The organism is Acidocella aluminiidurans (assembly GCF_055383125.1).
The window spans coordinates 1,978,043-1,993,883 of sequence record NZ_AP031589.1; the positions used below are offsets into that span (position 1 = coordinate 1,978,043).

General features: G+C 59.2%; 14 protein-coding genes and 2 pseudogenes. 8 read left to right on the forward strand and 8 right to left on the reverse strand.

Annotated elements, in window-relative coordinates; translation table 11 throughout:
- Positions 1 to 4: 4 nt before the first annotated feature.
- The 4 genes from ACZ46S_RS09835 to ACZ46S_RS09850 all read left to right on the forward strand — a co-directional run bounded on the left by ACZ46S_RS09835 (position 5) and on the right by ACZ46S_RS09850 (position 2,314).
- Positions 5 to 892 carry a P-loop NTPase family protein gene (locus ACZ46S_RS09835; protein WP_464061575.1) on the forward strand — a complete coding sequence of 296 codons (888 nt, stop codon included), beginning with the start codon at positions 5 to 7 and terminating at the stop codon, positions 890 to 892.
- Positions 880 to 1,539 carry a hypothetical protein gene (locus ACZ46S_RS09840; RefSeq protein ID WP_464061576.1) on the forward strand — a complete coding sequence of 220 codons (660 nt, stop codon included), beginning with the start codon at positions 880 to 882 and terminating at the stop codon, positions 1,537 to 1,539. Before ACZ46S_RS09835 ends, ACZ46S_RS09840 begins: the two co-directional genes overlap by 13 nt.
- A 97-nt stretch (positions 1,540 to 1,636) precedes the next feature.
- Positions 1,637 to 1,879 carry a type II toxin-antitoxin system Phd/YefM family antitoxin gene (locus ACZ46S_RS09845; RefSeq protein ID WP_464061577.1) on the forward strand — a complete coding sequence of 81 codons (243 nt, stop codon included), beginning with the start codon at positions 1,637 to 1,639 and terminating at the stop codon, positions 1,877 to 1,879.
- 3 nt (positions 1,880 to 1,882) lie between these two features.
- Positions 1,883 to 2,314: a PIN domain-containing protein gene (locus ACZ46S_RS09850; RefSeq protein WP_464061578.1), complete on the forward strand. Its 432-nt coding sequence runs from the start codon at positions 1,883 to 1,885 to the stop codon at positions 2,312 to 2,314.
- 296 nt (positions 2,315 to 2,610) lie between these two features.
- Here the strand turns inward: ACZ46S_RS09850 and ACZ46S_RS09855 are convergent, their stop codons facing one another.
- Positions 2,611 to 2,946 carry an ArsR/SmtB family transcription factor gene (locus tag ACZ46S_RS09855; RefSeq protein ID WP_464061579.1) on the reverse strand — a complete coding sequence of 112 codons (336 nt, stop codon included), beginning with the start codon at positions 2,944 to 2,946 and terminating at the stop codon, positions 2,611 to 2,613.
- 79 nt (positions 2,947 to 3,025) lie between these two features.
- On the opposite strand from ACZ46S_RS09855, the gene murI reads away from it, so the two are divergent.
- A complete protein-coding gene (murI, locus tag ACZ46S_RS09860) occupies positions 3,026 to 3,877 on the forward strand; it encodes a glutamate racemase (protein ID WP_464061580.1) in 852 nt (283 codons plus the stop codon).
- Between the two features lie 83 nt (positions 3,878 to 3,960).
- On the opposite strand, the gene ACZ46S_RS09865 is transcribed toward murI, so the two are convergent.
- The gene (locus ACZ46S_RS09865; RefSeq protein ID WP_464061581.1) at positions 3,961 to 4,521 is read right to left on the reverse strand and encodes a cysteine hydrolase family protein; all 561 of its coding nucleotides are present in this window, start codon (positions 4,519 to 4,521) and stop codon (positions 3,961 to 3,963) included.
- Between the two features lie 46 nt (positions 4,522 to 4,567).
- Here ACZ46S_RS09865 and ACZ46S_RS09870 point away from each other — a divergent pair, with 46 nt between their 5' ends.
- Positions 4,568 to 5,503: a GlxA family transcriptional regulator gene (locus ACZ46S_RS09870; protein ID WP_464061582.1), complete on the forward strand. Its 936-nt coding sequence runs from the start codon at positions 4,568 to 4,570 to the stop codon at positions 5,501 to 5,503.
- Between the two features lie 460 nt (positions 5,504 to 5,963).
- Here ACZ46S_RS09870 and ACZ46S_RS09875 read toward each other — a convergent pair.
- Positions 5,964 to 7,342: pseudogene (locus ACZ46S_RS09875) on the reverse strand (IS3 family transposase).
- On the opposite strand from ACZ46S_RS09875, the gene ACZ46S_RS09880 reads away from it, so the two are divergent.
- On the forward strand, positions 7,334 to 7,603 hold the full coding sequence (locus ACZ46S_RS09880) for an integrase core domain-containing protein (RefSeq protein WP_464064279.1): 270 nt from the start codon (positions 7,334 to 7,336) through the stop codon (positions 7,601 to 7,603). The pseudogene ACZ46S_RS09875 and the gene ACZ46S_RS09880 sit on opposite strands and share 9 nt — an antisense overlap.
- 80 nt (positions 7,604 to 7,683) lie before the next feature.
- Here ACZ46S_RS09880 and ACZ46S_RS09885 read toward each other — a convergent pair.
- The 3 genes and pseudogenes from ACZ46S_RS09885 to ACZ46S_RS09895 all read right to left on the reverse strand — a co-directional run.
- A pseudogene (locus ACZ46S_RS09885) lies at positions 7,684 to 8,829 on the reverse strand (ParB/RepB/Spo0J family partition protein); the annotation flags it as partial.
- 60 nt (positions 8,830 to 8,889) lie between these two features.
- A protein-coding gene (locus ACZ46S_RS09890; RefSeq protein WP_464061516.1) for an IS3 family transposase occupies positions 8,890 to 10,028 on the reverse strand; the annotation gives its coding sequence in 2 pieces (ribosomal slippage) (positions 8,890 to 9,773 and positions 9,773 to 10,028; 1,140 coding nt in all).
- Between the two features lie 348 nt (positions 10,029 to 10,376).
- Positions 10,377 to 11,594 carry a DUF932 domain-containing protein gene (locus ACZ46S_RS09895; protein WP_464061583.1) on the reverse strand — a complete coding sequence of 406 codons (1,218 nt, stop codon included), beginning with the start codon at positions 11,592 to 11,594 and terminating at the stop codon, positions 10,377 to 10,379.
- Positions 11,595 to 11,885: 291 nt separating this feature from the next.
- Here ACZ46S_RS09895 and ACZ46S_RS09900 point away from each other — a divergent pair, with 291 nt between their 5' ends.
- Positions 11,886 to 13,211 carry an abortive infection family protein gene (locus ACZ46S_RS09900; RefSeq protein ID WP_464061584.1) on the forward strand — a complete coding sequence of 442 codons (1,326 nt, stop codon included), beginning with the start codon at positions 11,886 to 11,888 and terminating at the stop codon, positions 13,209 to 13,211.
- Between the two features lie 279 nt (positions 13,212 to 13,490).
- On the opposite strand, the gene ACZ46S_RS09905 is transcribed toward ACZ46S_RS09900, so the two are convergent.
- Both ACZ46S_RS09905 and ACZ46S_RS09910 read right to left on the reverse strand, forming a co-directional pair.
- Complete coding sequence (locus ACZ46S_RS09905; protein ID WP_464061585.1) at positions 13,491 to 14,591, reverse strand: 3-deoxy-7-phosphoheptulonate synthase; 1,101 nt, start codon at positions 14,589 to 14,591, stop codon at positions 13,491 to 13,493.
- 538 nt (positions 14,592 to 15,129) lie between these two features.
- A complete protein-coding gene (locus ACZ46S_RS09910) occupies positions 15,130 to 15,717 on the reverse strand; it encodes a hypothetical protein (protein ID WP_464061586.1) in 588 nt (195 codons plus the stop codon).
- Positions 15,718 to 15,841 lie beyond the last annotated feature (124 nt).

Here is a 15,841-nt window from a genome sequence, read left to right on the forward strand (position 1 = left end):
GCCAATGTCCAAAGACAATTCCAAACCGGCCCCCGCGATGAACGGTGGCAAACCGTCGGGCGCCACCCCCTACCGCCCAAATATGACGAAATTCACTAGCCCACGCGCCGATATCGTCAGCCTGGCGCCGCCTCAGGAAACCGAGCCTGAGATCGGACAAGGGATCAATCTCACGGGCCAAGCCAAGATCATCTTCGCCGCCGGGCGGGGCAAGACGGGTAAAACCACCCTGCTGCGTTGGCTCACCGAAACCTCGATCCGTAATGGCGGCACGCCGATTTTGGCCGATGTCGATCCCAGCAATGCCACCTTCTCCGCCTATTTTGCCGATGTGGCCCGGCCAGAGACCGATAATCCGGCCGGGGTCACCGCTTGGCTGCAGGAGCTGATCGAATATTGCATCAATGAGCGGCAATCCGCCCTTGTCGATCTGGGCGGCGGGGATACCACCTTACGCTCCCTTGCCGCCGAGATGCCGGGCCTGGCGGCGCATATCGAGGCCGCCGGCATGGCGCCAATCATGTTCCACCTCACCGGCGCCCAGCCCGAGGATTTGCTCCCCGCCCTCACCCTGGCCGCACGTGGGTTCACCCCTGCGGCGCAAGCCTTGGTGTTCAACGAATATAGCATTGAGCCCGGCGCAACCCGTGAGCGGGCCTTTGCTCGTCTCACCGCGTCGGATGCGTATGCTCGTCTGGCGGCAGATTGTGTGAAGCTCTGGATGCCCCGGCTGCACGCCGCCGAGGCCGTGGAAAGCCGCCAATGCAGCTTCGCCGCCGCGCGCGATGGCACCGTCACGCCCTCGCTGGGGCTGTTCGATGCTGCCCGGGTCCGCGTTTGGCTTGATGCCATGGATCGCCGCTTCGCGGGGGTCAGATCATGGATCCCATAAGCCCCGCCGCGCGCCGGGAGGCCTTGCATGAGCAGATCAGCGACGCGCAGATGATCCTGCGCCGCGCCGCCGCGGCCGCCGCCCTGAAAAGCGACCCTCTGGCGGAGCAGCTCCAGGCCCTGGCCGTGTGTGTCGGCGCGCTGAGCGATCTCTACCAAGCCAGCGAAGCCACCCAGATCGACATCGCCAACACGCTGAAGACCCAGACCGGGGTGATCGCCGATGAAGCCATTGCCCGGGTACACGCCTCGGGCATGGACATCGTCAACCAGCTAGCGCCGCAACTGGCCGATGCCGCGGACCGCACCATGCGCATGAAAATCACCACGCTGCGTATCCGCAGCATCGTGGGTCTGGGTCTGGCATTGGCGCTGGCCATCCTGGTGCCCAGCCTGTTCACCTATGCCGCAGGGCTCAATGATGGCCGATTCCAGGCTGAAATCGCCGCGCATGTGATCCCCGCCGCCATGACCAGCCCTGCCGAGGCCCTCGCCTGGGGGCATCTGATGCAGGATAATGACGGCGTCACCGCCATGGCCGCCTGCCGCAAATCCATGCAGCAAGATGCCAGCGGACGGCATTATTGTTTCATGCCGGTATGGACCGACCCGATATCCCCCGCCGTGCCTTCAGCCCCCGTTCAATGACCTACAGCGCCGCCGCCTGGGAACATTACCCTTGCCCGTCCCAGCACATAGCCCTAAATATGACTACTGTAGTTCACCCCACCTCTCGGAGGCCGCCATGCGGGAAATTCAACTTCGCGACGCCAAGGCCAGCCTGTCGGCTGTGGTCGATGAGGCCTTACGCGGCGAGCCCGCCATTATCACCCGCCACGGAAAGCCCGAGGCGGTCATTCTCAGCTTCGAAGAATGGCAGCGGCTCTCGCATGTGCCCTCCTTCGGCCAATTGCTGATGGCTGCCCCGCTCGATGCGGACGATCTGCCGCTACGCAACCAATCCCCACTCCGTGATAGCGGCCTCTGATCCTTGTATCTCGTCGACACCAATGTCATCTCGGCGCGCGCGCCCTCGCGCGTCCCTCTGCCCGATTTGGCCGCCTGGATGGATGCCCACTCGGCCGATTTATTTCTCTCCACGGTCACAATCGCCGAGATTGAGGACGGCATCGCCAAGGCCAACCGTGAGGGGGCAACCCGCAAAGCCCGTGACCTAACCGCCTGGTTGGAGACCGTGTTGCACCTCTACGCGGCGCGCATCCTGCCATTCGACGTGGCCAGCGCCCGCCTGGCAGGGTGTCTATCAGACCGCGCCCGTGGCCAGGGTCATGCGCCCGGCCTCGCCGACATCATCATCGCCGCCACCGCCCAGCACCACGGGCTGACCATCCTGACCCGCAACCTGCGGCATTTTGAGCCGCTGGGTGTGGCAGTACATGATCCATTTATGCGCCTGCCCTGAGCATGGTCGTGGGCGGCAGGAATGTTCATACCTCCGACGGCCACTTCCGGCGCGATTGCGCCCTTGCGGGTCATTCCCGGGCTCTAATTGGATGCTCTGAAGCAGACCTTCCAAAGGTGTAAATGTTTTCTGCTGATAGCTTGGCCTGGCGGCTTTTGGGATTGTTTGCGTTCGCGTGGCCGACTTTCCATGCCACCAGGAGACGGTGCTTCGCGTGGCAAACACGACCTCGCCATCCAGCAATGTCGCGTAAATCCTAAGTTATGCGACACCTGTGATCGATCCTTGGCAGTTCTTCACTTCAGACTGCTCACAGGGAGTCTGCTCCGCAGGTCTTCAAGGGCAACGGCTATTGCTTCTCGATTAGGCCGGAAGAAGACCCAATTCTTGATCTGTCTAGCCTCAATCAGACCCGCCTCCATCAGAATCTTCATATGTGCTGTCCCGGTGGGCTGACTCACCGCCAGCTTCCGCACAATAGCTCCGAGGCAAACCCCATCCGCGACGAGATCACCATCCACCTGGGGCGGAAAGTTCGCTGTCGGGTTCAGCAGCCACTCCAGCACGTGAAGCCGCTTCTCGTTCGCCAGGGCGCGCAGAAAATCAGGAGCTGACGTCATCTCCACTTCCATATAGGAAAAATTCTATATAGGTAAGCTTCTATATGGCGCCCGTGAAGACGCCTCTTTCTTACGTTCGTTGGAGCGCATCATGGGTTCGTCACCGCACGCTTCTTACCCAATCGGCATCCTGGATAGCGGAGTTGGCGGGCTTAGCATCCTCCGCGCACTTCAACAGGTGATGCCCCAGGAGAGCTTCGTCTACTTTGGAGACTCGCAGAATGCGCCCTATGGGGCACGCGCCGAGGGGGACATCCTGCGCCTCATCCAGCAGGCCGCTGCCACGCTTCTACAACGACAGATCAAACTATTGGTGCTCGGGTCTTCCACAATCACCACGGTTGCCTTGACCGACCTGCGGGCGCGCTTCGCGCTCCCCATCATCGGCACCAATCCAGCAGTAAGCCTTGCCGTCGATGTCACGCGGTCGAAAGTCGTGGGCGTTCTCTGCACGCAGGCGACGGCGCACAGCCAACTGCTAGGCGATCTTGTTTCCCGCTTCGCTACTCCCAAGGGGGTGCGCGTCCTCCGGACCTGGCACAACGATCTGGTCCCTATGCTGGAGCGCGGGGAAACCGACACGCCTGCACTTCGAACCATCCTGCGCGAAGCCTTGAGCCCCCTTGCCGCAGCCGGTGCCGATCAACTCGTGCTTGCCTCGACCCATTTCACCTTCCTGAAGCCCACGATCCAGGCTGAGTTTGGCAATACCTTTGGATTTGTAGACAGCGCTGCGACCGTCACGGCAGAAGTCGCTTCGATCTTGAGGCGCGAGAGCGTAGATTTACCCGCAGGTGAAGGTGGTTCGACGACCTACCTGTTCACCGGGGATTTAAAACTGGCGCGTGCTGCGGTCGTGAAACTCTTCAACTCCGTTCCCTCAGCAGAGGTGACCATAGCCGAGAATTTGGTGGTCCAATCCCCCTCTACGTCAGTGCTATGATCGCTTTCCCCCTCCAGCACTGATTGTCGCATAAATTTTAAGTTGCGCGACAAATATTCAAATAGGAATGATGGCGCCCAAAGTCAGCTTGCATTGCCCCATATCTCGGTGGCCTTCACGACTGTGGTCTTCGAACGCAAGGCATTAAGGGCAATTCGATGAATCATCTCGGTTGGGGCAGTGCATAGGTCTTCTACAACACGGACGTGAAATGCATCTGCTGCCCGCGACAAGGCTGTGAATACAACACAGTTTTGCGTCATCATTCCGCAGATGAGCAACTCCCGCACACCACATAGATACTCGGTTAGGCGAGTATCCTGAAATGCATCCGCGACGTGCTTGATCACGATCGGCGCATCGCCCACGGTATCGAGAATCCCTGGACGGATATCTACGCCTGAGCTCGTTGCCGCGAAAAGACCCGTTGGGGCGGTCGAGACATGCTTGATCAGGATCACCCTGTCGCCGTTTTCTCGCGCGTGGTGGATGGCTGAGATAATACGAGCTTCGGTCTCTTCGGCCTGCCAAAGGGGGAAGACACCTCCCGGGAAGTAGTCGTTCTGAATGTCGATAACGATCAGGCTGCGAGCCATCTGCACTACCTTTCTGGTGATAATCAATAGTTTTTCCGGAAAACGCATCCGGCCATAAGTGGCCCGATGGACATTATCCGTATAAACTGGGCCAATGCGCCTCGCTGTCATTGCTTATGATCAAATCAGCCCCTTCATGCTGTCGACGCCACTGGCCGTCTTCGGTGAACCGTTCCTGTCCGCTGGCCATCGGGTTGATGTCTGTGCCGTTCAATCCCGTATTCTGGCTGCTGGTGGGCTGACGATCGAAGTTCCTCACCGGCTGGAGGCAACGCGCGATGCGGATGTGGTTTTCCTTCCAGGCTGGAGAGATCATGCCGAGCCCGTGCCGGCTGATATCATTGACGCACTACAGTGCGCGCAAGCGCGAGGGGCCATCGTGGTTGGTCTTTGCTTGGGTGCCTTTGGGCTTGCCCAAGCGCGCCTGCTGGACGGGCGGCGAGCGACGACACATTGGGCTCGGATCGACGCTTTTGCCGAAAGGTTTCCTAATGTATCCGTTGATGCTGGAGCAATCTTTGTCGATGAAGGGGCTATTCTAACGTCGGCTGGAATCGCATCCGGCCTGGATTGCTGTCTGCATGTCTTGGCGCGCATTGCGGGTGCGGGGGAAGCAAATCGCATTGCGCGTCATCTCGTTGTCGCCCCACAGCGATCCGGCAACCAACCGCAGCTTGTTGAACGGCCGGCAATCACCTCCTTAGCGGACATGCGGCTAGCGGTGGTTCTCGACGAAATTCGTCAAAACCCCAGGCGATCACCAACCCTCGATGAGTTGGCCGGTCGTTTGGGGATGAGCCGCCGTAGCCTAACTAGGCACATCCGCGTCCGTACCGGCGGCAGCCTCGGAGAATGGTTGCGGCGGTTGCGTTTGGCACGAGCGCAAGAGTTGCTCCTGGCTGGTATGAGAGGATTGGACAACGTCGCCGAGCACAGCGGCTTTCCAGACAATCATGCACTTCGGGCCGCGTTTCACGCGGAGCTAGGCATGTCGCCTCGCCAGTGGCTTGCACGACACAGGTTGGCCTGACCGCTCTCTCGGAAATGGGGGAATGCGTATGCCGCGTAACTTGTAAATTATGCGACAGGTAGGCGGCCTCCCGGCCAGCCTAGCATTTTCTTGTCGCGTATCTTTGTCGCAGCATTCGTATACTTACGACAAAAATACGCGACAACCGGTGACCGGGATGGGGGGGGGGAGCGGAATGGCGGGTTTTGGACGTTAACCCTAATAAGCGGTCATTGCCGAGGTGCCCACGAATTCGTAGGATGAATAAAGCTCTTCAATCGGGATGAGACATGAAGGCAATGGGTAACGTTACACTCATCCGTCTTTGTTGATTTCATGGAGTAAATACCGTGGAATGGAACGATATTCAGGGCAAAAAATATCCGGGATACGGACGGTGCATCTGTCCATCGTCGAATGATTTGAGACAATTGGCAGCGTGATTTAACGGAGGTTTTGGCTCACCTATTGGGTTAAAAGTTTAAGCGGCTATTTGGTTATGGCGCAAGCGTCTTTGCTGGATGGTTTGACGCTTGATTTGTTCCCGCTCACGCAGGATGCCCTGGGCCCTGCCATGATAGGCATCGGCTGGCGTAACGTTGCCGAGGCTCTCATGATAGCGGCGGTGGTTGTAATGCTCGATGAAGGCGCCGATTTGGCGTTCAAGATCACCCGGCAGGTAATAGTTTTCGAGCAATATGCGGTTTTTCAACGTCTGATGCCAGCGCTCGATCTTGCCCTGGGTTTGCGGATGACACGGCGCACCACGGATGTGGCGGATGACACGGCGCACCACGGATGTGCTCGATATTTCGCCGCCCGAGCCATTTGGCCAGATCGTCGGCGATGTAACACGGCCCGTTATCGGACAGCAGGCGCGGCCTTTGCGCGACTTTAGCTGAGGCGCGGCCTGAAGCTTCGAGGGCCAGGGTCAGTGTGTCGGTAACATCCTCGACCTGCATGGTGGTGCATAGCTTCCAGGCGATGACATAACGGGAATAATCATCGAGGATGGTTGAGAGATACATCCCCCCCAGCCGATGACTTTCAAATACGTGAAGTCTGTCTGCCAGAGCTGGTTTGGCGCCGTGCTTTTGGTTTTGAATTCATTAGCCGCTTTGACGACGATGAAGGCTGGCGAGGTGATCAGATCGTGCGCCTTGAGCAGCCGGTAGACCGATGCTTCGGAGACGAAATAGCTTTCTGTATCCGTGAACGTCACTGCCAACTCCCGCGGGCTGAGCTCAGGCTTGTCCAAAGCCAGATTGATGATTTTATCGCGCACGTCATCGCCTATGCGGTTCCACACGCGGTCTGGCTTTGAGGGGCGGTCAGCCAACGCCTCAGGCCCGCCGGCACGATAGTGCTCGTACCAGCGATAGAATGTCGGGCGGGGGATGCCGAGCTGCTCCAGCGTCCGGCGCACCGGTAGGTGCGATTGTTCAACCAACCGGATGATCTCCAACTTCTCAGCGGCGGAATACCTCATTCGTGGCCGTCCCCAGCCCCGATCATGCTTTTTTTAAGTAGGCGCAGCTCGAGCGCCTGCTCGGCTACCACCTCCTTGAGGGCCTGGGCTTCATGGCGCAGCGCCTTTACCTCGCCTGAGGTCGCTTCCCGCGCTGTATCGCCCGCCAGGCGGCGCTTGCCCGCTTCAAGGAATTCCTTGGACCAGGAATAATACATGCTCTCGGCAATACCCTCACGCCGGCACAGCTCGGCGATGCTGTGCTCGCCGCGCAGCCCCTCCAACACAATGCGGATTTTATCTTCCGCCGAATAATGCCGCCGGGTCGCCCGGCGAATGTCACGCACCACCGCCTCGGCAGGCGGTTTTGAAGTCGAGGATTTCTGGCTCATCTACGCTCCTTCGTCGCTACGATGAGCCAGAAATCCTCCCTTACTCAAGATGCCAAATCTGTCTCATGGGCGCTGACGGGGGACAAAATCGGCGCCTTCATCGAGCATTACAACCACCGCCGCTATCATGAGAGCCTCGGCAACGTTACGCCAGCCGATGCCTATCATGGCAGGGCCCAGGGCATCCTGCGTGAGCGGGAACAAATCAAGCGTCAAACCATCCAGCAAAGACGCTTGCGCCATAACCAAATAGCCGCTTAAACTTTTAACCCAATAGGTGAGCCAAAACCTCCGTTAAATCACGCTGCCAATTGTCTCAAATCATTCGACGATGGACAAGCTTCCTCAACCGCCAGCGGTTCATCCTCGGGCCGGACATAGCCGCGCTCGACCCGCAGCTGGCCGCTGCCATCGATGCTGACAAAGACGCCCGCCATTGCGATCTCGGCGGGGTCGTAAACCGGCGGGCGTTGGGTCAGCGCGTCGATCTCCGCATCGATCTCATTAAGACGGGTATCAGCATCGTCGGAGATTTCATCCGCCGCGGCGGCTTCTTCCTCGATCCGCTCCGCCTCAGCCCGCAGCGCCTCGACCTGGGCGATCTCTGCCTCGGTGAGCGGACGGCGCGTGCCCGGAATGCGCCGAAGGCCGTAATTATGGCCATAGGGGAACTCGTTGGCCTGTTCGACCCATTTCCAGCCCTCGGCGCGGATGGCATCGGCATCGCGCTCCAGCTTCTCTGCCACCACGCGTGCCAGCAGACCGCTATCCTGCAGCCAGCCGCCATCATCCTGCTGGAACAGATCGCGCATGATCGGGCCACCCGCCGCGACATACTCTTCACCGGCATATTGCGCCCGCTTGTCCGAGGCGCGCACCGCGCCTTCGGTCAGCAGGCGGCGGATTTGGTAGGGTTCTTTGTTGTAGGAGCGCTGCATCGCCTCCCACACAGTTTCCTGGCGCTGATGGTCCGGGCTGACCGAGAAAGCCATCAGTTGCTCCAACGTCATCTCGTCCTCGGCATAGACTTCCAGCAGCCGGGGCGAGACAGCAGCCAGGCGCAGCCGCTGCTTCACCACCGAGACGGGGACGAAGAACACCGCTGCGATCTCCTCCTCGCTCTGCCCTTTCTCGCGCAGCGCTTGAAACGCCCGGAACTGATCCAGCGGATGTAAGGGCGCGCGCTGCACATTCTCCGCCAGGCTGTCTTCCTCGGCGATACCCTCGGTGCGGATGATGCAAGGGATTGGGGTATTCTTGGCCAGGCGCTTTTGCCGCACCAACAATTCCAGCGCCCGGTAGCGCCGCCCGCCGGCGGGGATCTCGAACAGGCCGGTCTCAGCCCCCTTATCATCGAGTACCGGCCGCACGGTGATGCTCTGCAGCAGCGTGCGGCGGGCGATATCCGCCGCCAGTTCTTCGATCGACTCGCCGGCCTTTACCCGGCGGACATTGGCCTGGCTCAGCACCAGCCGGTCGAAGGGAATGAGGTGGCTCGGTTTGTTTGAACAGTTTTACCCTGTTCTATAAGTGTTTTTCTGCCTTGGTTAAGCTGCCACCGGTATTGGCGTCAGCGTGTTGAAGTAAGCCTGATCGGGTGTTTTCCCGTCAAGGGCGGAATGGGGTCTGCGGGTGTTGTAGAAGCTGAGATACCGGCCGAAGCCGGCCCTGGCCTCGGGCACATTGGCGTAGGCGTGCAGATAAACCTCCTCGTATTTGATGCTGCGCCACAGGCGTTCGACGAAGACATTGTCGCGCCAGGAGCCTTTGCCGTCCATGGAGATTTTGATTTTATGGGCGGTGAGCAGCTTGATGAACTCGGTGCCGGTGAATTGACTGCCCTGGTCGGTATTGAAAATCTCTGGCTTGCCGTGCTTTGCCAACGCCTCCTGCACCGCCTCGATACAGAAATCCGCCTCCATGGTAATGGACACCCGCCAGGCCAGCACCTTGCGGGTGAACCAGTCCAGCACGGCGGCGAGATAGATGAAACCCCGCGCCATGGGAATGTAGGTGATGTCCATGGCCCAGACGTGGTTGGGCCGGGTGATGGGCAAATTACGCAGCAAATACGGGTAGATTTTGTGATCCGGTGCCGGTTTGCTGGTGTTGGGCTTGCGATACATCGCCTCTATCCCCATGCGCTTCATCAGCGTGGAGACGTGCAGCCGGCCCGCCGCGAACCCCTCCTGAGCCAGCAGACCTTGCAACATCCGGCTGCCGGCGAAGGGATGCTCCATGTGCAACCGGTCAATGCGGTTCATCAGCGCGAGATCAGCAGCCGGGACCGGCCGGGGCTGATAATACACGCTGCCCCGGCTGATGCCCAAAGCCGCTGCCTGGCGGTTGAGGCTCAGCTTCGCGCTCCGGTCGATCATTTTTTTGCGCTCGGCAACAGACCCGCCTTGCCGAGCGCGCCCGATAAAAAATCCCGTTCCAGTGTCAGCTCACCAATCTTGGCGTGCAGCGTCTTCACGTCCACCGCCGGCGCCGCCTCGGCCTTGGGCAAATCGCCAAACACCGCCGTGGCTCCTTCCAAAAGCTGGTCACGCCACGTCTTGATCTGGTTCGGATGAACGTCAAACTCCTGCGCCAGATCAAGCAGCGTCTTCTCACCCTTGATCGCCGCTACCGCAACTTTCGCCTTAAACGCCGGGCTGTGGTTCCGGCGGGGTCGTTTGGCCATGCGTCTCTCCTGCTCGCGGTTCTACACCGCTTCGACGCAGAAAAATCACTTATCCAGGCTGTTCAGATTCGCCGAGCCAGCTCTGAATATCGCGCGAGGCGCTCAGCGCAATCTTCTGAACGGGTTTCGTGGTTTTACCCATGGGACAAACTCCATGACGGGCGGCCCGGAGCCACTCTCCGCGCCCATCACCCGTCACCAAGCGCCCAGCCGCCCTCTGCCTCTCAACGCGGAAACCTGGTCACACCTAGCCATTCAATCCCGCTCCATAAGAAAAGCCGTGGACCGGAAACCCGTCCCACGGCTTGCACACATCCATGTCTCAACCCTCAAACGACCGAGCGTTGTTCACCCCACCCGGTCGAGCAGTTGCTTGGCTTTGCCCTCCAGTTCCAGCCTGGCATCCTGGTGCGGGCGCGAGCGCGCCAGAGCGGTGATGCCCTGCACAAAGTCGAACACGGATTCGGGCGGATGGCCTTCCTCCTCCAGAACTGTGGCGATGATCTTGGCTGTCTCGCCTTTGCTGAAACCGCGCTTGCGCAGAAAGCTCTCACGTTCATCGTCAGCACGCGCGACGATCTGTTCCCGGGCCGCCTTAATGCCCGCAACAAATGGCGCCGGCGAGGAATTGGCAAAACGCCGTAGCGCCGGGGCGGCTTCATGGGCAAAGCGCTGGGTGGCGAACTTGCTGTGGCGGATGCTGATCTCCTGAAAATTTTCTGTGCCCCAAACGTTCCGGTTGGCGCACACGGCGCGCAAATAGAACGAGGCGATGCCCAGGGTCTTCGAACCCACCTCGGAATTCCAGCAATAGAACCCGCGGAAGAACAGATCCGGCTCACCATTGGGCAGCCACCCCGCCTCGATCGGGTGGGTGTCATCGACCAAAAACAAGAACACATCCCTGTCGCTCGCATAAAGCGTGGTCGTCTCCTTCGTCACATCCACGTAAGGGTTGTGGGTCATGGTCGACCAATCCAACACGCCCGGCACCTTCCAATTCGTGTCACCGGTGCCGTTGCCTGCAATGCGCATCACCGCCACCACCAGTTCATGGTCCCAGATCCGGCCATAGTCCGGGCCGGTGACGGCGCGCAGTTCCACGCGCCCGTCATCAGTTTCCAAGGTCTTGACCAGTTCGGCGCGGTGGTTGAGCAGCCCGTGCTGCAGATTGATCCCGGCCAAGGGTGCGGGCAGATCGCGCAAATAGCCCGCGGGAGCGCCCACCAGCCCGCAGAGCTGGCCGAAGCTCCAATGGGTTGGCGCCACCGGCCGCTCCTGCCCCGGCACAATCAGGGCCAGGCGTTCGCCATTGTCGCGCCGGGCCTCTACCCGGATCGCCCGGCTCTCCACAGTCCGCGCCTCGGCACGGTCCGCCCGCGCGCGCACCGCGCCGTACAATTCCGGCAGAGATAGAAACCGCTCATCATCGGGGCGCGAGAACCATTCCGACGACACCCGGCCCAGCCGCTCCCCGCGGCTGACATCGACCTTGAACCCTACAGAACCAGCACGGCCGTCATTGGACCCTATAGCCGCCACAGCGGCAGATGCATTGATATCCATGGCAATTCTCCATGACAGGCTTCGGAAGACACTCTCCCGAACCCAAACCCGTCATGAAAAATCCGGCAAAACTCTGCCTCTCAACCCCCATCGATGCCGATGCCCGCCCCCCGCGCCTTCGGCGGCGCCGTTGGAACGATTATACAAATTGATCTCGAAACACGTACGACCGTGACTTTCCGCCTGTCCACCTCCCGATGATCAAAATCGCGTCAAAGCATTCTGCTTTCGGCAACGACGGGCCGGGAGCCGCTGGTCCGCTTCTGAGCACATAGGGTAGCAAAGCGGACGTTGATCAATTACGGTTTTGGAGCGAAAAAGACACGAATCAGCGGGATGAGATTAGACCCTCTGAGCTGGTTACCTAAACAGGACATCATGACAACCGATTTTTCGAATTCGAGCGCGATACTTGCAACAGTAACAAGCATTTTGGATGCTGAGGGGCTGTCTCAGGCGGCCACGGTCTTAAAGATGGCAGACGCTCGGTTCGAGAAGACAGGGTACGACAACTGGAACGGAGGAACAGACCTCTACACTCTGTTTCTCCAAATAGATGCCAGCAGCTTTGCACGCCTAGGGCAGACGCGCGACGAACTCGAACAGCAGATTACCGAGCGTCTGAAACCGGTTATCGATGGCTTTTCCGACGACTGGGTGTCCGCGCAAATTCGCCCTCGCGTCGAGAACCGGACCGGTTGGAAGTCAATGAAGCAGGGGGGCCTTACAGAGATCACTCGGCGTGACATCCGCGACTATTTCATTGTGTCGGAATACGGCTGGTGGGGTGACCTTGATGAAACCGAGTTCCTGAGCCGGTTGTACGATTTGGCCTCCCTTCCTTCGTATGATCACCGTTTTAAAGATGCAGCCGGCGATATATGGCAGCATCGGCATAACAATGATGATTGGCCCAACGACTGGGTGTTCGAAGACGGTCGCTTTGGATTGGCCGAGTCGGATGAGAAGCTGCTTCGCTTCCTTGCTGAAACTCTCCACCCGGCGGTGCGGCGAGACGGGAAGCAGATCGCTATCCTGGTCGGTGAATTAAACAAGCGCCTGAATCCCGATGGCTGGGAGCTGGCCGAGGCCGAGACGATCTCGGGGCGGCCGTGCTACGCCGCTCAGCGCCTGCTGTCGGGCGCGGTACGTGCCGTTACGCGTGCCCGCGCCGCCGCCGACGCCCTCGACGCCGGCTGGATGCAGCGCGAAATCCAGCGGCTCGAGAGGGCAATTGATATCGACCCGAGTCTGGCAGTTGGAACGGCGAAGGAACTAGTCGAAACCTGCTGTAAGACCATCTTGACGCGACAAAAGGTGGACTATCCGAAAGGCAGTGATCTTCCCAAATTGGTAAAACTCGTGGCGACAGAACTGAAGCTTGTACCTGAAAGCATTTCAGAGGCCGCCAAGGGCGCGGATGTCATCCGCGGCATACTGAGGAACTTGGCCACAATCACACAGGGGTTAGCGGAGCTGCGAGGCTTGTATGGTACCGGGCATGGTAGGGACGGCAAATATCGCGGGCTTGGGCCGCGCCATGCGAGGCTCGCCGTGGCATCCGCAGTGGCCTTTGTCGATTTTGTGACCGAGACTTACCATGACCGCCAGGGCTGATTGGAAGCTGCTAAATGAGCCACGATGGGAACGCCGATCTGTGTGTGCGGAATTTTCACTTCTGTGAAGCTGCTTGAGGCTGTTGATAGCCAAAACGGGCGCTAGCGGCCGGTGGGGGCCGACAGCGGCCCGTCCGCTTCCTAGGCGAACAATGACAAAAACGGACATTCCGCCGTTGAGGTCTCCACGACAGCTTTAGACCGAGGTGTGACGCCGGCGCCTCCGAAGTGCGATCCGGAGAGCCGACGTTCCGTAGGATTTAGGTTTGTTATTGGAAAGTCATCCGCCGCTGTTTCGGTGGCTCAGTGCGACCGTTTCGTGCAACGCGGCCTTAGCCTGCCGCCTCTCGCGTACCGACGCGGCAAGGCGATTAAGAATCGGGACCGTCTCAGCCCAGCTGATGCAACCGTCGGTTATACTCATGCCATAGATGAGTGTCCTGCCTGGCTCGAAATCCTGATTTCCTGACACGATGTGGCTCTCGATCATCACCCCGCGAATATGCCTATTGCCGGCCGCGACCTGCCCAGCAATGGATTCGGCCACACCGGGCTGGCTCTTCGGATCCTTGCGGCTATTCCCATGGCTTGCATCAATCACGATGCGCGGCTCAATCCCGGCCGCGTCGCACAGCCGAACGGTTTCAGCGACGCTTTCCGGATCATGATTGGGCGCTCTTCCGCCGCGAAGGATTATATGTCCGAATTCGTTGCCCCGCGTCGCCGCAATCGCAGCACGCCCTTCTTTGTCGAGGGCAAGAAAGCGGTGCGGATGGGCAGCAGCCTTCACGGCGTCGATCGCAATCCCGACATCGCCGTTCGTACCGTTCTTGAAGCCGATCGGGCATGACAGGCCCGACGCCATTTGCCGGTGCAGCTGGCTCTCGGTCGTCCGCGCCCCGATTGCCCCCCAGCTTACCAGGTCGGCTATGTATTGCGGCGTCATCACATCGAGGAACTCGCAACCGGTAGGCAGGCCAAGCTCGTTGATGCCCAGCAGGAGCTCTCGCGCCGTTCGAAGGCCCAGATTGATTTGGAAGCTGCCGTCCAGCAGTGGGTCATTGACCAAGCCTTTCCAGCCTATCGTTGTGCGCGGCTTCTCGAAATAGACGCGCATGACGATCTCCAGCGCATCCGCGTGCCGTGCCCGTTCTGCCGCGAGGCGCCCGGCATAATCGAGCGCCGCTTTCGGGTCATGGATCGAGCAGGGACCGACAACGACGAGAAGGCGGTCGTCGGTCCCGTCGAGGATGCGGTTCAGCCGTTCCCGCGCTTCGGTGATCGTGGACTCTGCAGCCTGACTTCGTCGTATCTCGGCGATCAGTTGTCGAGGTGGCGTTAGCGGTTCGATGGTCTGGATTCTGGTATCGTCGATCTTCATGGTCCTGGCTCCTGGTTCTGCCACGCCGGGACATGAAAAAAGCCACCAGCGGGACTGGCGGCTTTCGGAAGTGCGATGCTGGCTACTCGGTTACACGCGCGCTCCTACGATCCGCCAAATATGCGGCGGATAGTAAAATCGAGCAAAGCTGGACGTTGCGATCATCATCACGAGCGAAGCGTAGACGAGTCACGTCTTGCTGTCACCTCCCTATCTGGCAACCGCGTATGTTTGCCAGAAGCGGAGAAGCGGCTTTCCCCCAACAATAGGCCGCTTCTGGTATACAAGTACTGATCCAAAATTTAAGACAAAAAGGGTCGATGCATACCGACCGCCTACGGGTCAGAGGGAAAAACGAACATAGCCGGCTTTAGCCCCTGTCGACAGCCTGCGACCTAATCAAGCCGTTAAGTTTCACGACCCAGATCTCGAAACAAAGCGGATCGGGCCGCTGTTTGACAATGCCCGTCGTTTTGAAAAGACAATGCGCGAGACACTGCCGCTCCAAGCCCGGCAGCGGGATGCTACTCGAAGCGGACTAAATTGGTGAACAGCTAATCCGAACAAAAGCGTCCACGGCCCATGCTTTACCAGGAGCTAGGAAAGCGCGCGTCAACCGCAACCAATCTTCGAGAGGCAGTAAACGCAAGCCGCTTGGCTCAGCCCACCCTTGTGCCTCGGAGACAAACCGTGCTCCATCATGCGGGCGTTGAACAAGTTGAACAACATGTGTGATGCCTCGGGGGCGCACATGATTATTGGCCCATGCCCCTCCGCCTTGCTGCAGGCCAATAGTGCAAAATGGCGGAAGTGTATCGGCCGTGATTTCGTGCCCTTCTAGTATCCAGTTCGACTGCAGCCTAAGCGCTTCAATCATGTTATCTGACCAAGTGCTAACAGCCGCGATTTCATCTTTATCGTAAATGTCGGCACCTGCTGCCACCACTGCCGCTTTCATTCCCGATGCGAGGAGTAAGGCCGCCCAGCCTGAGCAATCAATGACAGGGGGCAAAAAATCCAGCCCTTCCAACTTGGTCCCGGCTTTGTAGAGAACATGACCCGTATAACGATCGACGAGAGTCCACATCGCTTCGCCAACCGCTTCGAGCTGAAACGATTTGCTCATTATCGCCTCATCAATATTGAGATCAGATTGGAGCTAAGGCAGTTCATGTCCGCTTATGTATCACTTACACTATTCGTCTGGTTACGGCAAAACCGAAAATTGTGATTTGAGCCGAATGCGGCCT